Annotated in this window: 15 protein-coding genes; 9 read left to right on the forward strand and 6 right to left on the reverse strand. The window is 66.0% G+C overall.

Translation table 11 applies throughout. The features are described 5' to 3' along the window. Window positions 1-14: 14 nt before the first annotated feature. The gene (locus KM135_RS03560; RefSeq protein WP_221712610.1) at window positions 15-3,233 is read right to left on the reverse strand and encodes an intermembrane phospholipid transport protein YdbH family protein; all 3,219 of its coding nucleotides are present in this window, start codon (window positions 3,231-3,233) and stop codon (window positions 15-17) included. Between the two features lie 77 nt (window positions 3,234-3,310). On the opposite strand from KM135_RS03560, the gene radC reads away from it, so the two are divergent. Further along, the gene (radC, locus tag KM135_RS03565) at window positions 3,311-4,018 is read left to right on the forward strand and encodes a RadC family protein (protein ID WP_221712611.1); all 708 of its coding nucleotides are present in this window, start codon (window positions 3,311-3,313) and stop codon (window positions 4,016-4,018) included. A 391-nt stretch (window positions 4,019-4,409) separates the two neighbouring features. On the opposite strand, the gene KM135_RS03570 is transcribed toward radC, so the two are convergent. Continuing rightward, a complete protein-coding gene (locus KM135_RS03570; protein ID WP_221712612.1) occupies window positions 4,410-5,033 on the reverse strand; it encodes an EF-hand domain-containing protein in 624 nt (207 codons plus the stop codon). Window positions 5,034-5,276: 243 nt separating this feature from the next. Between KM135_RS03570 and purB the strand changes: the two genes are divergently transcribed. From purB to KM135_RS03600, 6 genes are all read left to right on the forward strand, one after another. Then, window positions 5,277-6,596, forward strand: a complete 1,320-nt coding sequence (gene purB / locus KM135_RS03575; RefSeq protein WP_221712613.1) for an adenylosuccinate lyase — start codon at window positions 5,277-5,279, stop codon at window positions 6,594-6,596. A gap of 90 nt (window positions 6,597-6,686) precedes the next feature. Next, window positions 6,687-7,028, forward strand: coding sequence for a LapA family protein (locus tag KM135_RS03580; protein ID WP_221712614.1), 342 nt, complete (start codon window positions 6,687-6,689; stop codon window positions 7,026-7,028). Continuing rightward, complete coding sequence (gene pyrF, locus KM135_RS03585) at window positions 7,025-7,699, forward strand: orotidine-5'-phosphate decarboxylase (RefSeq protein WP_221712615.1); 675 nt, start codon at window positions 7,025-7,027, stop codon at window positions 7,697-7,699. Before KM135_RS03580 ends, pyrF begins: the two co-directional genes overlap by 4 nt. 134 nt (window positions 7,700-7,833) lie before the next feature. Then, window positions 7,834-8,877 (forward strand): methyl-accepting chemotaxis protein, encoded by a 1,044-nt coding sequence (locus KM135_RS03590; protein ID WP_246605727.1) that lies wholly within the window; start codon window positions 7,834-7,836, stop codon window positions 8,875-8,877. Window positions 8,878-9,066: 189 nt separating this feature from the next. Then, the gene (locus tag KM135_RS03595; protein WP_246605728.1) at window positions 9,067-9,498 is read left to right on the forward strand and encodes a MarR family winged helix-turn-helix transcriptional regulator; all 432 of its coding nucleotides are present in this window, start codon (window positions 9,067-9,069) and stop codon (window positions 9,496-9,498) included. Continuing rightward, window positions 9,498-10,778: an MFS transporter gene (locus KM135_RS03600; RefSeq protein ID WP_221712617.1), complete on the forward strand. Its 1,281-nt coding sequence runs from the start codon at window positions 9,498-9,500 to the stop codon at window positions 10,776-10,778. Before KM135_RS03595 ends, KM135_RS03600 begins: the two co-directional genes overlap by 1 nt. On the opposite strand, the gene KM135_RS03605 is transcribed toward KM135_RS03600, so the two are convergent. After that, window positions 10,765-11,025 (reverse strand): hypothetical protein, encoded by a 261-nt coding sequence (locus tag KM135_RS03605; RefSeq protein ID WP_221712618.1) that lies wholly within the window; start codon window positions 11,023-11,025, stop codon window positions 10,765-10,767. The two genes, KM135_RS03600 and KM135_RS03605, sit on opposite strands and share 14 nt — an antisense overlap. Before the next feature lie 195 nt (window positions 11,026-11,220). Between KM135_RS03605 and ligA the strand changes: the two genes are divergently transcribed. Continuing rightward, the gene (ligA, locus tag KM135_RS03610; RefSeq protein ID WP_221712619.1) at window positions 11,221-11,622 is read left to right on the forward strand and encodes a protocatechuate 4,5-dioxygenase subunit alpha; all 402 of its coding nucleotides are present in this window, start codon (window positions 11,221-11,223) and stop codon (window positions 11,620-11,622) included. Window position 11,623: 1 nt separating this feature from the next. Then, window positions 11,624-12,490 (forward strand): class III extradiol dioxygenase subunit beta, encoded by an 867-nt coding sequence (locus tag KM135_RS03615; RefSeq protein WP_221712620.1) that lies wholly within the window; start codon window positions 11,624-11,626, stop codon window positions 12,488-12,490. A 6-nt stretch (window positions 12,491-12,496) separates the two neighbouring features. Here KM135_RS03615 and KM135_RS03620 read toward each other — a convergent pair whose 3' ends face one another. The 3 genes from KM135_RS03620 to KM135_RS03630 form a co-directional block, all read right to left on the reverse strand. Continuing rightward, the gene (locus tag KM135_RS03620; RefSeq protein ID WP_221712621.1) at window positions 12,497-14,614 is read right to left on the reverse strand and encodes a nuclear transport factor 2 family protein; all 2,118 of its coding nucleotides are present in this window, start codon (window positions 14,612-14,614) and stop codon (window positions 12,497-12,499) included. 147 nt (window positions 14,615-14,761) lie between these two features. Further along, entirely contained in the window at window positions 14,762-15,043 is a 282-nt protein-coding gene (locus tag KM135_RS03625; RefSeq protein WP_221712622.1) for an HNH endonuclease, read from the reverse strand. Further along, entirely contained in the window at window positions 15,040-15,690 is a 651-nt protein-coding gene (locus KM135_RS03630) for an MOSC domain-containing protein (protein WP_221713037.1), read from the reverse strand. Before KM135_RS03630 ends, KM135_RS03625 begins: the two co-directional genes overlap by 4 nt. Window positions 15,691-15,715 lie beyond the last annotated feature (25 nt).

Below are 15,715 nucleotides of genomic sequence, written 5' to 3' on the forward strand. Positions count from 1 at the left end.
CCATTGTCGATCCCTCATTTCTGCACCCCTTCTATCCTCTTGTCGCTGTCCGTTGGCTGAACGGCAAGCCGCCCCGTGTCGGTGATGACCGGCGCATAGCGATCGCCGAGTTGGTTGCGGATCACGGCGCTCGGGTCCGAGAAGCTCGCCGCCGTGTTGAGCAGGCCCCGGAAAGGCGCCTCGATCCGCACGTTGAAGATGAACGGCAAGCCGATGAACGGCCGCGCGAGGAAGCTCCTGCGCGCTTCTTCCGTACCCTGGTTGATGCCGTTGACGGTGATCCGCGTCACGAACTCGCCGTCGAGCGCGCCGTCCAGCATGATCGCCAGGCAGCGATAACGCAGATTCTTCAGCGCATCGAACGCCAGCTTGCCGAAAGCGCCGAGCTGCGCGTTCGAGACTTCGCCCACATAGGCGAGATTGCCGGACTGGCGCACCGGATCGCACGGCACATTCAGGCCTTGCGTCGTCGTCAGCACCAGCGGCGCATTGCCCTGCTGGCGCGCGACGAGGACGCCGCCCTCGATCCGCCCGCCATGCTCGTCGAACACCATCGGCAGCAGGCCATCGAACGTTCCTGTCGCCGAGATGTTGTCCAGCTCCAGCGTATTGATGAACGCGCCTGCCTCGAGCCCGACCACCCGGAAGCTGAGATGACGCGGCTTGCGCGCATCTAGGTCGAGGGTTGCCGGCAGCAGTTCCAGCGTGCCGCCGGAGAAGGGCCACGAGCCGCCCTCGATCACCGCCTGCTCGTTCGATCGCAGCGCATAACGGATCGTCCCGTCGCGCACATCGACACCCGGATTGACGCTGCCGATCGTCATGACCTGTCCGGGCTCGGTGCGCAGGCCGAGCAGGTCCGCGAACTTGATCGTGGTCGCGAAGCCGCTGACCGGACCAAAGGCCGCCGCGAACGACATGCCTCGCGTCGAGAAGGTGCCGGTGCTGGTGACATCGGTCCCCGTCCAGCGTATCTGGCCCGTCCCCTCGACCGGCCCATCGACATTGGCGATCACGCCCAGCGCCAGCGGTGTCAGGTCGTCCGGCTGGATCGCACCGCCGAAGCGCAGGCTGTCTACCTTGAGGTCCGCCTGCCCCGCCCCGCTCGACAGCTCGTGGCGGATCACGACCGAGGCGACGGGCACCTGCCGCGCAGGATGCACCAGCACGCCGGTTGCATCGATGCGATTGTTCGCCAGCGTCAGCTGCACGCCCTGCCCCGTCAGCGGATTGAACCGCGCCGCCGGCGCAGTGTCGCTCACGCGCAAGCCGCCATCGACCATCAGCCGCCCGTTCGCGAACGTCCATCGTCCGCCAATCTGCGTCAGGTCCAGCGGCACCGTCTCGATGCGCGCCGTGCCGCCTTCCAGGGTTCCGCCGATGCCGCCCGCCATCGCCCCGATCGCGCCTTCCAGCTTCGACGCCGCAATGCGCACCGGCGCCTCGGCCGCGCCGATCCGCACATCCGGCCGCACCAGGTCGAAGCGGCCGTTCGCCAGCCCGTAACGCACGAAATCCGCTGTGAAGACAAGAGGGCTCGTCCCCATGCGGCCGGTGAGCCGCGTCTGGCCGAGCCGCAATTGCCCGCCAGAAATGCCGCAGAGCCGCAGCTGAGCGGGATCGAGCGACAGGCTCGACAGGCGCAGCGACGCCCAGCGCACAGGCGCGCAGTCTCCGGCAAGCGCAATCGCGCCGTCCGACCGCATCCGCGCATCTAGCGGCACGGTCAGCCCCCTGAGCGCCCCGTCGGGCAGAGGTCCGTCGAGCGTCAACACTGTGCTCAACTGCACTTGCCCGCTTGGCTCGATCCGGAACCGCGCAGGCGCGAACGCAAGGCGCGCCGTGCCTGCCGAATAAGCCGCGAGCCTCGCCGTTCCGTTCACCGCCCCGCGTTCGTCCGCGGCGAAATCAATGCGTCCCTCCGGCAGGCCGCCGCCAACCATTTCCAGAGCGCCGGATGCCTGCAACGCGCCATCGGGCCAGCTATATTTGACGCCCGTGCCGGCGATAGCCCGGACCCGCGCTCCACTGGCCGACGCCAGTTCCAGCCGGTTGACCTGCGCATTGCCGCGCGTCCCGAGCAGATTGAGATCGCCCCCGATCGTCAGCCGGTTCGCCTTGCCGATCCGCTCGATCGCCTGCGCCAGCTTCTCGGCCAGCGGCGCGACCGGCGTGTCGGACGCCGCGCTCATGATACGGCGCAGATCGATCCCGTCCGCCGGGCGGGCATTGTCGATCGTTGCCAACCCTTGCCACGCCACTGCCCGGTTCCGCCCTGTCGGGTTGAGCGCGAAGTTCCCGCCGATCTTGGCTGCATCCGTCAGGACGCCGTCGATCGAGGCGCCGCTGGCGGAGATCGACGCGCTGCCGCGCAACTCCTCGGCCTTGCCCGAAAAGGTCACGAGGCCGGAAAGCCGCTCCACCCGCCGCTCACCCTGCTCCGCTCCATCCGCGAAGAAACTGAGCGCGCCGCCAATATCCTCAAGAGCCAGATCGGTCCGCAGATTGACGTCGATCTTCGGCATCGCCAAAGCGAAGCCGCTTTCCGGACAGACGACGGACGGCGTCGAAACCGGCCCCTTGAGCACGATGCGCTCATTCTCCGTGGCCACATCGAGCGGCGCCTTCAGCCCTGCGATCCGGCAATCGGCATAGCGCAGCGACGTCGCGGCCAGCCCAAGTGTCCCGGCAAAGCCGGAAGGCAGATAGCCGCGGCCCTGCAACACCAGGACCAGCGGGCCATAGCCGGTCGCAATGTCCGCCCGTGCATCGTCGACATCGACCGTCCACTGCGGCAGCGCCGCCTCGCCCTCGCCGCCTTCGATCAGCCGGTTGAGCTGGCCGAGATCCAGCACGCCGTCCTCGCGCAGTCGTCCGCGCAATCGCACCCCGCTTGCCTGTACGCGCGTGATGCGTGCGCCGTTCAATCCCCAGCCGACATCGATCTCGACGAACCGCACGGTGACATCGGGCCTCGCCGGATTGCCGATGACCAGATTGTCCAGCCGCTGCGTGCGCGGCCCGATGCGCGTGACCGTGTAGCGGCCCTGCACGCCCCGCGCAGCGAGTTCGCGGGCGATGAACGTGTCAGCGATCGGCTTGCGTGCGAGCCAGAGGGCGCCGGCCGCCAGCGCGAGGACGATCGCGACGCCTCCGCCGATGCGCTTCGCGCGGCCCAGCCGGCGTGATCGCCTGCCCGCCTGTTCTTCCAGCACTTCGGCATCCTCGGCCAAGTTGGTCAGCTATCCCTTCCGGCCTGCGCGTTCATTCCGCTTGCCGCTCTTCCGGCGCTTGCTTAGCTCTAACTCTCATGAGCGAAGGCCGATCCCAGAGCAAGAGCGCGCCGGCGCATGATGGCGCCGGCCATCGCGCGCGCCTGCGCCAGCGTCTGGCCGAAGGTGGCCCCGATGCGCTGCTCGATCATGAGCTGATCGAGTATCTGCTCGCCCTCGCTATCCCCCGCCGCGACACCAAGCCGCTCGCCAAGCAACTCATCGCCCGTTTCGGCGGCATTGGCGGCGTGCTGACGGCGGATTGGGATGCGCTGGCGCAGATCGACGGCCTCGGCGATACCAGCATCGCCGCGCTCAAGATCGCGCAGGCGGCCGCCCTGCGCCTGCTCAAGGGCGAGGTCGCGCAACGTCCCGTTCTGTCGAGCTGGCAGGCTTTGCTCGATTATCTGCGCGCTGACATGGCGCATTTGCCGGTCGAGCGAGTCCGCGTGCTGCATTTGAATGCCCGCAACATGCTGATCCGTGACGATCATATGGGCGACGGCTCGATCGATCAGGCCGCGATCTACGTGCGCGAAGTGGCGAAGCGCACGGTCGAGCTTGGCTCCGCCAGCGTGATTCTCGTCCACAATCATCCGAGCGGATCGCCCGAGCCCAGCCGACAGGACATCGCCATCACCCGCCAGATTATCGAAGCCCTGAAACCGCTGGGCGTTTCGGTTCACGATCATCTCATCATGGGCACGGAAGGCCACCACTCAATGCGCGGCATGGGGATGATCTGACGAAAAAAATGGGGACGGCCTTGTGAGCCGCCCCCTTTGCCAGGCGTTGTGGAGGAGTCGTCCTGAGCCGGAAATCCATCCGGCACGGAATATCTTCATGCGTCTCCGAAGAGATGCTCCAGCCCCTGCCCCGCGGCCAGTGAGGGAGCATCTCCACCCAAAATCAGGGCGTGGCAAGTGCATGCTTTTGCTCAATAACGATCCGACGACGCGGACCATCGGTTCATCGTGATTCCGTGCGACAAACACGCTCTGCTTTTCGCACCTGCGAGCGGTGATTTTCGCACTTGCACCCGATGGGCCGGCAGCAACACCGTGCCGAATCGGCACAAAATTAGCCCGGGGCGCGCTGGCGCCCCGGGCCGTCCTTCTGATGCCATTGTCGGACTGATTAGCCCTGGCTCAGAAACTGCGTCAGCTCGACCTTGCTGACGAGCTTGTCGGCGTCCTTATCCGCCGATGCGAAGGCATTGGTGGCATAGGTCTTCACGTCGGCATCAGCCGCTTGCTTGCCCGTCTCGGCCGCCTTGAACTTGGCGATCCATGGCTCGAACTCGGTCTTGGAGAGCGAGCCATTGCCGTCGGCGTCCGCCTGCGGGAACTGCTGGTCCACGAAAGCGGCGACCTGCGTGTTCGCTGCCGCCGGCTGTGCCGGGGCCGCATCCGCCTGCTGGGCAGGAGCCGGAGCCGGGGCCGTCGGAGCGGCCGGCGCCGGACTGGTCTGCGCCTGCTCGGCCGGCGCGGGCTGCGTCACGGGATCGCTGGGCGCCGGAGCGGTCTCAGCGGTCGTGGGGGCCGCAGGCGCCGGATTGGCCGCCGGCTCGCTGGCCGGGACCGGCGTCGTGTTCGGCTGAGCCGGGGCCGGCGCGCTCGCCGCCGGCGGTGCCGGGGCAGGGTCTGCCGGTGCGGCCGAGGTCGGATCGCTCGGCGCGGAAGCTTCCTGGGCCCAGCCCGGCGCGCCGATCAGGGCAGCGGCAATAACGAGGCTCGAAGCCGTGATTTTCTTCATATTCATGGCACGTCCTTTCCTGTCTGGTGCTCGTGCTAATGCCCATATGGGGTCGCGGGTTGCGAGGGACATCGCGCGGCGGGACGAACCGACCTTCCGTGCGCGTCAAGTGGAGCCGGAAGGCGCTTCCATAGCAGTTTCTGATTGCTGTTTCTGCGCGCGGCGGGAGGCCTGTCGGGTGTCGATTGCCCGCGCCTTCCCGCCCTGCTAGGGGCCTGCCGACTCCCCTTTTCTGTCAGGAACCCGATCATGGTGCCCCGCTATTCCCGCCCGCAAATGACCGCGATCTGGGAGCCGGAAGCGCGCTTCAGGATCTGGTTCGAGATCGAGGCGCACGCGACGGACGCTCTGGCGCAGCTCGGCGTCGTGCCGGAAAGCGCGGCCAAGGCGCTCTGGGACTGGTGGAAGACCGAGCCGGCGATCGACGTGCCCGCCATCGACGCGATCGAGGCCGTCACCAAGCATGACGTCATCGCTTTCCTGACCTGGGTGGCCGAGCATGTCGGCGAGGAAGCCCGCTTCATGCATCAGGGCATGACCAGCTCGGACGTGCTGGACACCTGCCTCAACGTGCAGCTCACCAAGGCGGCGGACATCCTGCTCGCCGATCTCGATGCGTTGCTGGAAGCGATCAAGCGCCGCGCCTTCGAGCATAAGCTGACCCCGACGATCGGCCGCAGCCACGGCATTCACGCCGAGCCGGTGACCTTCGGCCTGAAGATGGCCGAGGCCTATGCCGAGTTCAGCCGCTGCAAGACCCGCCTGATCGCAGCGCGCGCCGATGTCGCCACCTGCGCCATCTCCGGCGCTGTCGGCACCTTCGCCAACATCGATCCGCGCGTGGAGGAGCATGTCGCGGCCAAGCTCGGCCTCACCGTCGAGCCTGTCTCGACGCAGGTCATCCCGCGCGACCGCCACGCGATGTTCTTCGCCACGCTCGGCGTCATCGCCAGCTCGATCGAGCGGCTCGCCGTCGAAGTGCGCCATTTGCAGCGCACCGAAGTGCTGGAAGCCGAGGAATATTTCTCGCCGGGCCAGAAGGGCTCCTCGGCCATGCCGCACAAGCGCAACCCGGTGCTGACCGAGAATCTGACCGGCCTCGCCCGCGTCGTCCGCTCGGCGGTCGTCCCGGCGCTGGAAAATGTCGCCCTCTGGCACGAGCGCGACATCTCGCACTCGTCGGTCGAGCGCTTCATCGGCCCCGACGCCACGATCACGCTCGATTTCGCGCTCGCCCGCCTCACCGGCGTCATCGACAAGCTGCTCGTCTATCCCGAGCGCATGATGAAGAACATGAACCGCATGGGCGGCCTCATCCATTCGCAGCGCGTCCTCCTTGCGCTCACCCAGGCCGGCGCGAGCCGCGAGGACAGCTATGTGATGGTCCAGCGCAACGCGATGAAAGTCTGGGAAAGCGACGGCGCCCTGTCGCTGCTCGATCTGCTGAAGGCCGATCCCGGCGTGTCCGCAAAGCTCGGCAATGCGGAGCTCGAGGCGCTGTTCGACCTCGATTATCACCTCAAGCACGTCGATACGGTCTTCGGGCGCGTGTTCGGCGCCGCGGGCTGACGCTCTTCCCGCCTTTTCTATCCCCCTAGGCAACGTCCCCCCTTCCCCCTATGGTCCGATCAAAGGACCACGCAGGGGAGCCAAAAGCCGATGCAGTTCCTGAGAACCGCCTTCTGGGTCGTGCTGGCGATCATCATCATGATCTTCAGCTTCGCCAACTGGACTCCCGTCACCATCAATCTGTGGGGCGGCCTGCAGCTCGAGACCAAGCTGCCTGTCCTCGTCATCACCGCCTTCCTCGCCGGCTCATTGCCCTTCTGGGCGCTGCACAAGGCCACGCGCTGGCGCCTGCGCCGCAAGCTCGACACTGCCGAGCGCGCGCTTGCGGCGGTCACGCCGACCGCCTATGCCGCGCCCAGCCCGCCGGCTGCTCCTGTTCCTCCGGCGCCCTCTGAACCGCCATCGCCAGGATCCCCGCCGGACCGCTTATGACCAGCATCATTTACGTCGCCATCGACACGCCGCAGCTGACCCGCGCCCAGCAGATCGTCCAGCAGGTCCGCAATCATGTCGGCGGCATCAAGCTCGGCCTCGAATTCTTCTGCGCAAACGGCCATCATGGCGTGCATGAGATGCGCAAGTTCGGCCTGCCGATCTTCCTGGATCTCAAGCTCCACGACATTCCGAACACCGTCGCCAAGGCAGTGCAGGCACTGCATTCGCTGGAGCCGGCGATCCTCACTGTCCACGCCTCGGGCGGCCGCGCGATGATGGAGGATGCAAAAGCTGCGGCCGGTATCCATACGAAGGTTGTCGCCGTCACGATGCTTACCAGCCTCGATCAGACCGACCTCGAGGAGACCGGCGTCAGCGGCGATCCGCTGGAGCAGGTGACGCGCCTCGCGAAGCTGGCCCGTGACTCCGGCCTGGACGGGATCGTCTGCTCGGGCGCCGAAGTCGCCCATGCCCGCAAGCTCTGGCCGAGCGGCTTCTTCGTCGTCCCCGGCGTCCGCCCGGCCGGCGCCAGCAAGGGCGATCAGAAGCGCGCGGTGACGCCCCGCCAGGCGCTCGACAACGGCGCCTCGATCCTCGTCATCGGCCGCCCGATCACCCAGGCCGCCGAGCCCGACATTGCTGCCCGCGAGATCGAGGCGACACTTTAAATCTATTTTTACTGCACGTGCGAAATAATCGCTTGCAGGTCGTCGGGATAAGCGCTCAAACGCACATATCTTGAAAAAATCAGGAGAGGTTGCCTTCACACTGCTTTTGGGGGAGCGGCGTGCAAGACGACGTATTGAGACTCGCATTCGAAGTTCATCGTGCCACCGAAGAGAAGATCGACGTCATCGACGCGCTCACTCGCCGGACAAGGGTATTATCTCTCAACGCCCGCATCGAGGCCTCGCGCGCCGGAGAACATGGTGCTGCCTTCGCGGTCGTTGCGCAGGAGATGTCGGATTTCGCCAGCGAAGTCGCGCAACTCGCCGCCGAACTGCGCGAGGTGATCGCCACCAATACCGAGCAGATCCGCACCGCCGGCGAGGATCTCGCCCACAATCTCCTAGGTGCACGCTATGCGGACATGTCCCGCAATGTCGTCGAGATCATGGACCGCAACCTCTATGAGCGCTCCTGCGACGTGCGCTGGTGGGCGACGGACAGCGCCATCGTCGATGCGGCGGGCAGCACCGACAGAAGCGTCCATGCCTGGGCGTCCGAGCGTCTCGCGACCATCCTGCGCTCCTACACTGTCTATCTCGATCTCTGGGTGGCGGACATCAACGGCAAGGTCGTCGCGCAGGGACGCGGCGGGCGCTATGGCGGCATCATCGGTCAGGATGTCTCGCGCAGCCAGTGGTTCCGCCGCGCGCTGGAGACGCCCTCGGGCGATGCCTTCGCCGTGTGCGACATCGCCCGCGAGCGCCTGCTGGAGGACGCCGCGGTCGCCGTCTATTCCACCGCGATCCGTCGCAACGGCGACACGCAGGGCACCCCGATCGGCGCGCTCGGTATCTTCTTCGATTGGGAGCCGCAGGCGCGCGACGTCGTGCAGAATGTCGCCCTGACCGACGAGGAGAAGACCCTCTGCAGCATCATGCTGCTCGACGCGCAGCACAAGATCATTGCGACATCGGACGGCAATCGACGCCTCGGCGAGCAATATGAGCTGGGCGTCCGCGATCCCCGGCGCGGCTTCTACCGGCGCGACGACAGCATCATCTCATATGCATTGACCCCCGGCTACGAGACCTACAAAGGCCTTGGCTGGTACGGCTGCATCGAGAGCAAGGTACAAGGCATCGAGACCGCCGCGCAGGCGAGGCGCGCGACGGGTTGACGCTCCCTGAAATCCTCCCCGGCAAGGGGAGGTGGCGGTGCTAAGCACTGACGGAGGGGTACCAACCCTCCGCAAGTGAACACACCTCCATCACAGCTTGCGGCCGTGATCCGCCCCCCTTGCAGGAGGAGGATTTTCGCTAAGCCAGTCCCCTTGTGCCACCTCAAAATGATGCATATGCATCATTCTATGACCACCGGTCCCTCCCCCTGCGTCTGCACATCCCTGCGCAAGGCTGCTCGCGCTGTCACCCGCGTCTACGACGATCGTCTCGCCGCCTCCGGCCTCACCACGACCCAATTCGCGGTGCTGCGCAATCTCGCGCGCCACGGCACGCTGCCGCTCAGCCGACTTGCCGATCTCCTCGTCATGGACCGCACCTCGTTATATCGCACGCTCGCGCCGATCGAACGGCAGGGTTGGATCGCGATCACTGCCAGGAGCGCCCGGATCAAGCAGGCCGACCTGACCCCGGCCGGCCATGCCAAGGTCGAGTCCGCCGCCGTCATCTGGGAAGAGTGCCAGGCCGACATTGTCGGCGCCGTCGGCGCCGATCAGTGGCAAGCGCTCGAAACCCAGCTTCGCACCCTCGTCGACCTCTCCCGCGCAAGGACAAACTGATGGCCCCGCTCGCCCGCTTCCTCCCGCCGCGCGGCGTCGCCATCGCCGTGGTCGCCGTCACCTTCCTCGCACTGCTCATCTCCGCCGGTTTGCGCGCCACGCCCGGCGTGCTGCTCGTGCCGCTCGAACTCAATTTCGGCTGGGGCCGCGCCAGCATCTCCTTCGCCGCCGCCATCGGAATTTTGCTCTATGGCCTCGTCGGCCCCTTCGCTGCCGCCTTCATGCAGAATTTCGGTATCAGGCGGACAATGCTTGGCGGGTTGGCGCTCATGTCGGCCTCCAGCTTCGCCAGCCTGTGGATGACACAGAGCTGGCATTACCTGCTCACCTGGGGCGTCATGGGCGGCCTTGGCAGCGGCGCCGTCGCGATGGTGCTTGGCTCGGCCGTGGTGAACCGCTGGTTCGCCGCGCGGCAGGGCCTGATGATGGGCCTGCTCGCCGCCAGCACCGCGACCGGCGCGCTCGTCTTCCTGCCCTTTCTGGCGTGGCTGTCCCGCTATGGTGCCTGGCAGCCCGTCGTCATCGCCGTCTGCGTTGCCAGTGCCGCGCTGCTCCCGCTCGTTGCGTTGCTGGTCCCCGAGCGCCCGAGCGATGCGGGCACGCGCCGCTTCGGCGAAGCGCCGGACGCGCCCGACCCGCTCGTCCCGCCACGCACGAGCATTGCCGCCGCCATGGCCCTTCCCTTCTCCGCCCTGCGCAGGGCCGTGCGTGTGCCGGTCTTCTGGCTGCTGTTCGGTACCTTCTTCGTCTGCGGGCTCACCACCAATGGCCTCGTCGGCACGCATATGATCGCTTATTGCGGTGACATGGGCATCGCGCCGGTCGCGGCCGCCGGCCTCCTCTCTACCATGGGCCTTTTCGATCTGTTCGGCACCACCGCCTCGGGCTGGCTGACGGACCGCTACGATCCGCGCAAGCTGCTCATGGTCTATTATGGCCTGCGCGGCCTCTCGCTCATCGCCTTGCCTTTCCAGGACTGGAGTACCGCCAGCCTCGCGGTCTTCGCGATCTTCTACGGGCTGGACTGGATCGCCACCGTCCCGCCAACCGTGAAGCTCGCCAACCAGCAATTTGGCGAGCGCGACGCACCGATCCTGTTCGGCTGGATCCTCGTCGGTCACCAGATCGGTGGTGCCGTCGCCGCGTTCGGCGCGGGCGTCATCCGCGAGGAATATGGCAGCTATACGCCGGCCTTCGTCCTTGCCGGCTGCTTTGGCATTCTCGCCTCGCTAGCGTTCCTGGCGCCTGCGGGGCGCAAGCCTCAGCTCAGCCCAGCATGAGCATCACACCGTAAACCGTTGTGATGATCGGCAGTGCGAGCAGGATGAGCAGAACAACGCGCAGCGGCTTCCACTTGATCAGCCAATAGCCCGCGAGGATTGCTGCATAAGCGAACAGCATGATCGTCGCGACGCCGAGGCGCATGCCTTCCCCGGCCGGGTCCTCGCCGCCCGCCTTGTAGAAGAACAGCACGAGCATCAGCAGGCCATTCAGCGCCGCCAATATCTTGAATGTCCAGTCCATCACTTCCCCCAAAAGCGAGACCGCGCCGATCGACACATGACCGCCATCTTCAGTCGCTACAATGCATTATTTCACATATGTATAATATTCACATATGCGACAGAAAATGGTTGCGTTCGCACTTGCACAACGGCATGGCACTGGAAAGTGCTCTCCGCTCCTCTATAATCGAACTCTGTCCGATCGAAAGGTCAGGCCATGCGTAAACGTCCCTATCCGCTCAGCGAGCTGGAAGATATTCCCGGCACGACGGTGTTTACCGCCAAGCGCTCGCGCGAAGCCTATCATCTTCACAAATTCTGCATGTCGCTCATGGACCCCGCCAATCGGGCGGCCTTCAAGGATCATGAGCGCGCCTATCTCAACAAGTTCAGGATGAGCGAGGAGCAGAAGCGCGCCGTGCAGGATCGCGATTTCAACACGCTCATCGATCTGGGAGGCAACATATACTTCCTGGTGAAGCTGTCGAACACCGACGGCTGGAGCACCCAGCGCGCGGTCGGTTCGATGACCGGCATGACCGCCGACGAATATGCCGCGATGATGCGCGGCGGCGGCCGCTCGCCCGAGGGGCAACGCTCGATCCGGGAGGGCAATTGACATGGCAAGAATAACGGCCGGTATCGCGACCAGTCACGTCCCCGCGATCGGCGCGGCGTTCGATCAGGGCCGCTCACGCGACGATTATTGGGGTCCGGTCTTCGCCGGCTATGACTGGGTGAAGACCTGGGAAGAAGTCGAGAAGCCCGACGTCGTCATCCTCTGCTACAATGATCACGCCTCGGCGATGATGCTCGATGTCGTGCCAACCTTTGCGCTCGGCATGGCGGAAGAGTTCGAGCCGGCCGACGAAGGCTGGGGCAAGCGCGACGTGCCTGTTGTGCAGGGTCATATCGAGCTCGCCGCACATCTCGCCGAGCAACTCGTGCTCGACGATTTCGACCTGACGCTGATGAACAATCTGGACGTCGATCATGGCTGCACAGTTCCGCTCAGCCTGATGTTCGGCAAGGTCGATGAGTGGCCCTGCAAGGTCATCCCGCTCGCCGTCAACGTGACGCAGTTCCCCACCCCCTCGGGCAATCGCTGCTGGATGCTGGGAGAGGCGATCGCCCATGCCGTCGAGAGCTTCCCCGAGGACCTGAACGTACAGATCTGGGGCACCGGCGGCATGAGCCACCAGCTTCAGGGACCCCGCGCCGGGCTCATCAATCCCGAGTTCGACAATGCCTTCCTCGATGGCCTGACTGCCGACACGGATGGCCTGCGCTCGATCACGCGCCTCGAATATCTGCGCGAATCCGGCACGGAAGGCATCGAGCTCATCATGTGGCTCATCATGCGCGCTGCGCTCGGCGCCGAGGTCGAGGAGCTGCACCGCTTCTATCATGTGCCCGCCTCGAACACGGCGGTCGGGCATATCGTGCTACGTCCCAAAGCCATCGGCGCCGTCGCGCAGGCGGCCTGATCCACCTCAGTTCGGCGATCGGTTCGCCGCCGGCGCGTCCGGCGGCTGCTGATAGCCGTTCCGGTCGAGCCGCAGTTCCGGCCGCACAGCGCAAGGGATGCAGTCAGGATGATAGAGCGGCGGCACGCGCCCGCTCACCGGATTGGTATATTCGAACCACATCGGCAGGATCATCGGCCAGTCCCATGTGTCGCCGGTCCCGCCCCAATAATGCTCCGCACGCTTGCCGAGCGACTTGAGCGGGATGTCCGGCGGGAAATTGCCGCCGGAATAGACGCGCGCCGGCACGTTGGGATCGGGCGGCGGTGGGTCCTTGGCCTTCGCCCACAGGCCGTCCTTCCAGGCCACCGGCTTGATGAAGGGCTCGTCCAGCGACAGGTTCCACAGCCGCCAGACGCCCTTCTCCAGCACATATTCGTTATAATATATGCCGCCCCAGAAGGAGGCGCCGAAGAACGCCCCCGCCTCGCCCACCGTCTTGCCGGTGCGCGGCTGGAACAGGCGGACATGACCCGTCACCGATCGCCCGTCGTCCGAGATCAGGAACACCGGCTGCACCAGCCAATGATAGGAAATGCCGGGCCGCTTCTCCGGCACCTTGCCGGCGGTCCGCGCTGCCAGCACCCGTTCGCGGCCGATATAATAGCCGGCGAACGGCGTGACCTTGAAGCCCTTCTCCGCGATCAGCCCGCCGAAGCCGGCCGGATTGCCGTCGTCGAGAAAGAAGCCATAAGCCGAGGAGACATTGACGGAACCGTCATAAGCGGCCGAGCGCGCCAGCCGCCTTTTGGCTTCGTCCAGCGTGACCGGTGCGGCCTTCCGCGCGGCGATGGCCCCGGTCAGCGGCAATGCCGCCACCGTCTTGGCGCTGCCCCGCGGCACCACCGCCTTGCCCGTGACCGGATGCACGCCGAGAAACGCGGGCACAGCCGTCCGCGGGCCGGTCACATCGTCCTGCGGCACCGGCCCGTCCGGCGCATTGGCCCCGCCCGGCACGGGGTCGGTGATCCGGCTCTTGCCCCAGCCGAGGAAGATGTCCGTCTTCATCTGCGGAAAGCGCCGCATCTCGCGGATCTTCCAGACCCCGTTCTCGCGCACGAAGCGATTGTGGAAGGTAGCGATTTCCCACCAGCCCTTCTCCTGATCGGCCTCGCCCAGCATGCCGAGCTCAAGCCCGCGCGCGGACGCCTCATTGCCGCCCGGTGCGATCGTGACGATCACATTGAACTGCACGCGGTCATTGAGCTGCCCATGGCTGAGCCCCGCCGCGCCAATACTCTCCAGCCAGCGCCGCACCCTCGCCTTGCCGCGCCAGACGCCCTGTCTGCCGACTTCCACGGCAGCGTCCTTGGCGAACAGATCGGCCACATCGTCCCACATCTTCCGGTCGGCGTAGAAGCCGTACATGGACTGAAGATTGCGGATGCGGTCCTCCTCGTTCAGCCGGTCGGTCCGCGCTTGCAACGCGGCAAGCGTCGCCCTGGCCGGTGCCGCCGCGCCCGTCGGCGGCGGGATCGGAATGCCCGCATTGTCCTGATCGAAATGATAAGGCGGTACCGGCAGGTCGCCCCCGCCCCAATTCACCCAACCCTCCTCATAGGGTCCGTCGAACTGCGGGTAATAATGCGCCGTCGCGATCTTCCAGACCCCGCCCTCGCGCACATAATCATTCACGAAGACACCGCCTTCGATCCGCGCCTTCCCGTCATGGCCATGGAAGATGATCGCCTGCCACCGCGCCTTGGCGGTCTCGCCGTCCGCCGACAGACTGATGACGGGCGAGTCGATCATCATCGCCGAGAGGCCACCCGCCACTTGCCCGTCCCGCCCGCCGCCATAGCGCGTCCGCAGGAAGCTCGCGATCGCGGCCGGCCCGCTCGCCGTCAGCGCTTCCTTGACCTGCCCGTCGAACACGAGCCTGCCTTCGGCGGAGAACAGCGCGCCCACCTCGGTCCAAAGCCCGAACTGGGCATATTGTGCATAGCTGTTCTGAAGCGCGCGCACGGCCCGCAGGCTCTCGGTGCGCTCCACATCGCGCGCAAAGTTGTCGAGCGCCGGATCGGCCTGCGCGGGCAAGGAGAAGAGTAATCCGATGAGAGCACAGATCAGGGCGAACGGACGCATCGGACTCTCCTGCAAGGCATGGCCGCGTCAGGCGCGGCTCGCGCGGATCGTCTCTAGCGTCTCGAAGGAAGCGGACAATGTCGGGCTGCGGCTTCTGCTGTCCTATCCAAAATTTGCTGCCGCTACGGGCAAATCCGCCCGTTCGTTTCACAGCTTACGCCGCCGCGTCGGCGCATGAAAATCCGGCTCTTTCCCCGCCACCCAGCGCAGGAAGCTCGCCATTGCCGGATCGCCGCGCAATGCCGTCAGATCATTCCCCATGCGCTGAAGCTGCCCGTTCGAGAAATTGGCATGGATCGCCCGATGGCAGATCGGATGGACGGGGAATGTCTCGCGCCCGCCCTTCGCTCTGGGAATGGGATGATGTCCCTCGATCCGCACGCCCAGCGGCCGCTCGCACAGCCAGCAGCGCCCGGACTCCGCCGTCACGAAGCGAGCTTCTCCGCCCGATCGCGCCAGGCCTCCGCGAGTACCGGCATGCGCGCCAGCGTCGCTACCCCGGCGGGATCGGTCTTGTGCCCGCCGCCAACCAGCAGCTTGAAGACGCGCGCGATCGGCCAGTCCGCGTGGCTGCGCTCGACGAGAGTCATCGGCTTCCCCGCCTGCGCCTCGCCCTCACGGATCACGCGCAGATACAGCCCGCAATGGCCGCTGGCGACTGCCTTGGCGAGCACATCCTTCCGGCCGAAGCGCGCATTGAGCTTGGAGCAGGGCTGCCGGCCATGGCTGATCTCGAGCAAGGCCGTTCCGAGCTCGAAGCGATCGCCAAGGCAAAGCGCTTCCTCCGTCGCGCCGCGCGTCGCGAGATTTTCGCCGAATGCGCCGGGGCTGCCCAGCAGCGGATGATCGTCGAGCTGCGAGCGCCACCAGGGATAATGATCCTGCGGCACGAGATGCACCGCCTTGTCATGCCCACCATGATGGACCGGATCGGCGACGGCATCGCCTTCCAGGCCGAGCCAGCCGATCCGCACGGGACCGGCGACCGGCGCCTTTCCCATCGCGCTCAGCACATCAGGCGCAAGCAGAGCGGGCTTGCCGGTCAGCAGCGCATCGAGGGACAGGATCAACGTCATCGCCCGGCCATGCCAGCCCTGCTCG

The organism is Sphingobium xanthum, assembly GCF_019737615.1.
GTDB classification, from domain to species: Bacteria; Pseudomonadota; Alphaproteobacteria; order Sphingomonadales; family Sphingomonadaceae; genus Sphingobium; species Sphingobium xanthum.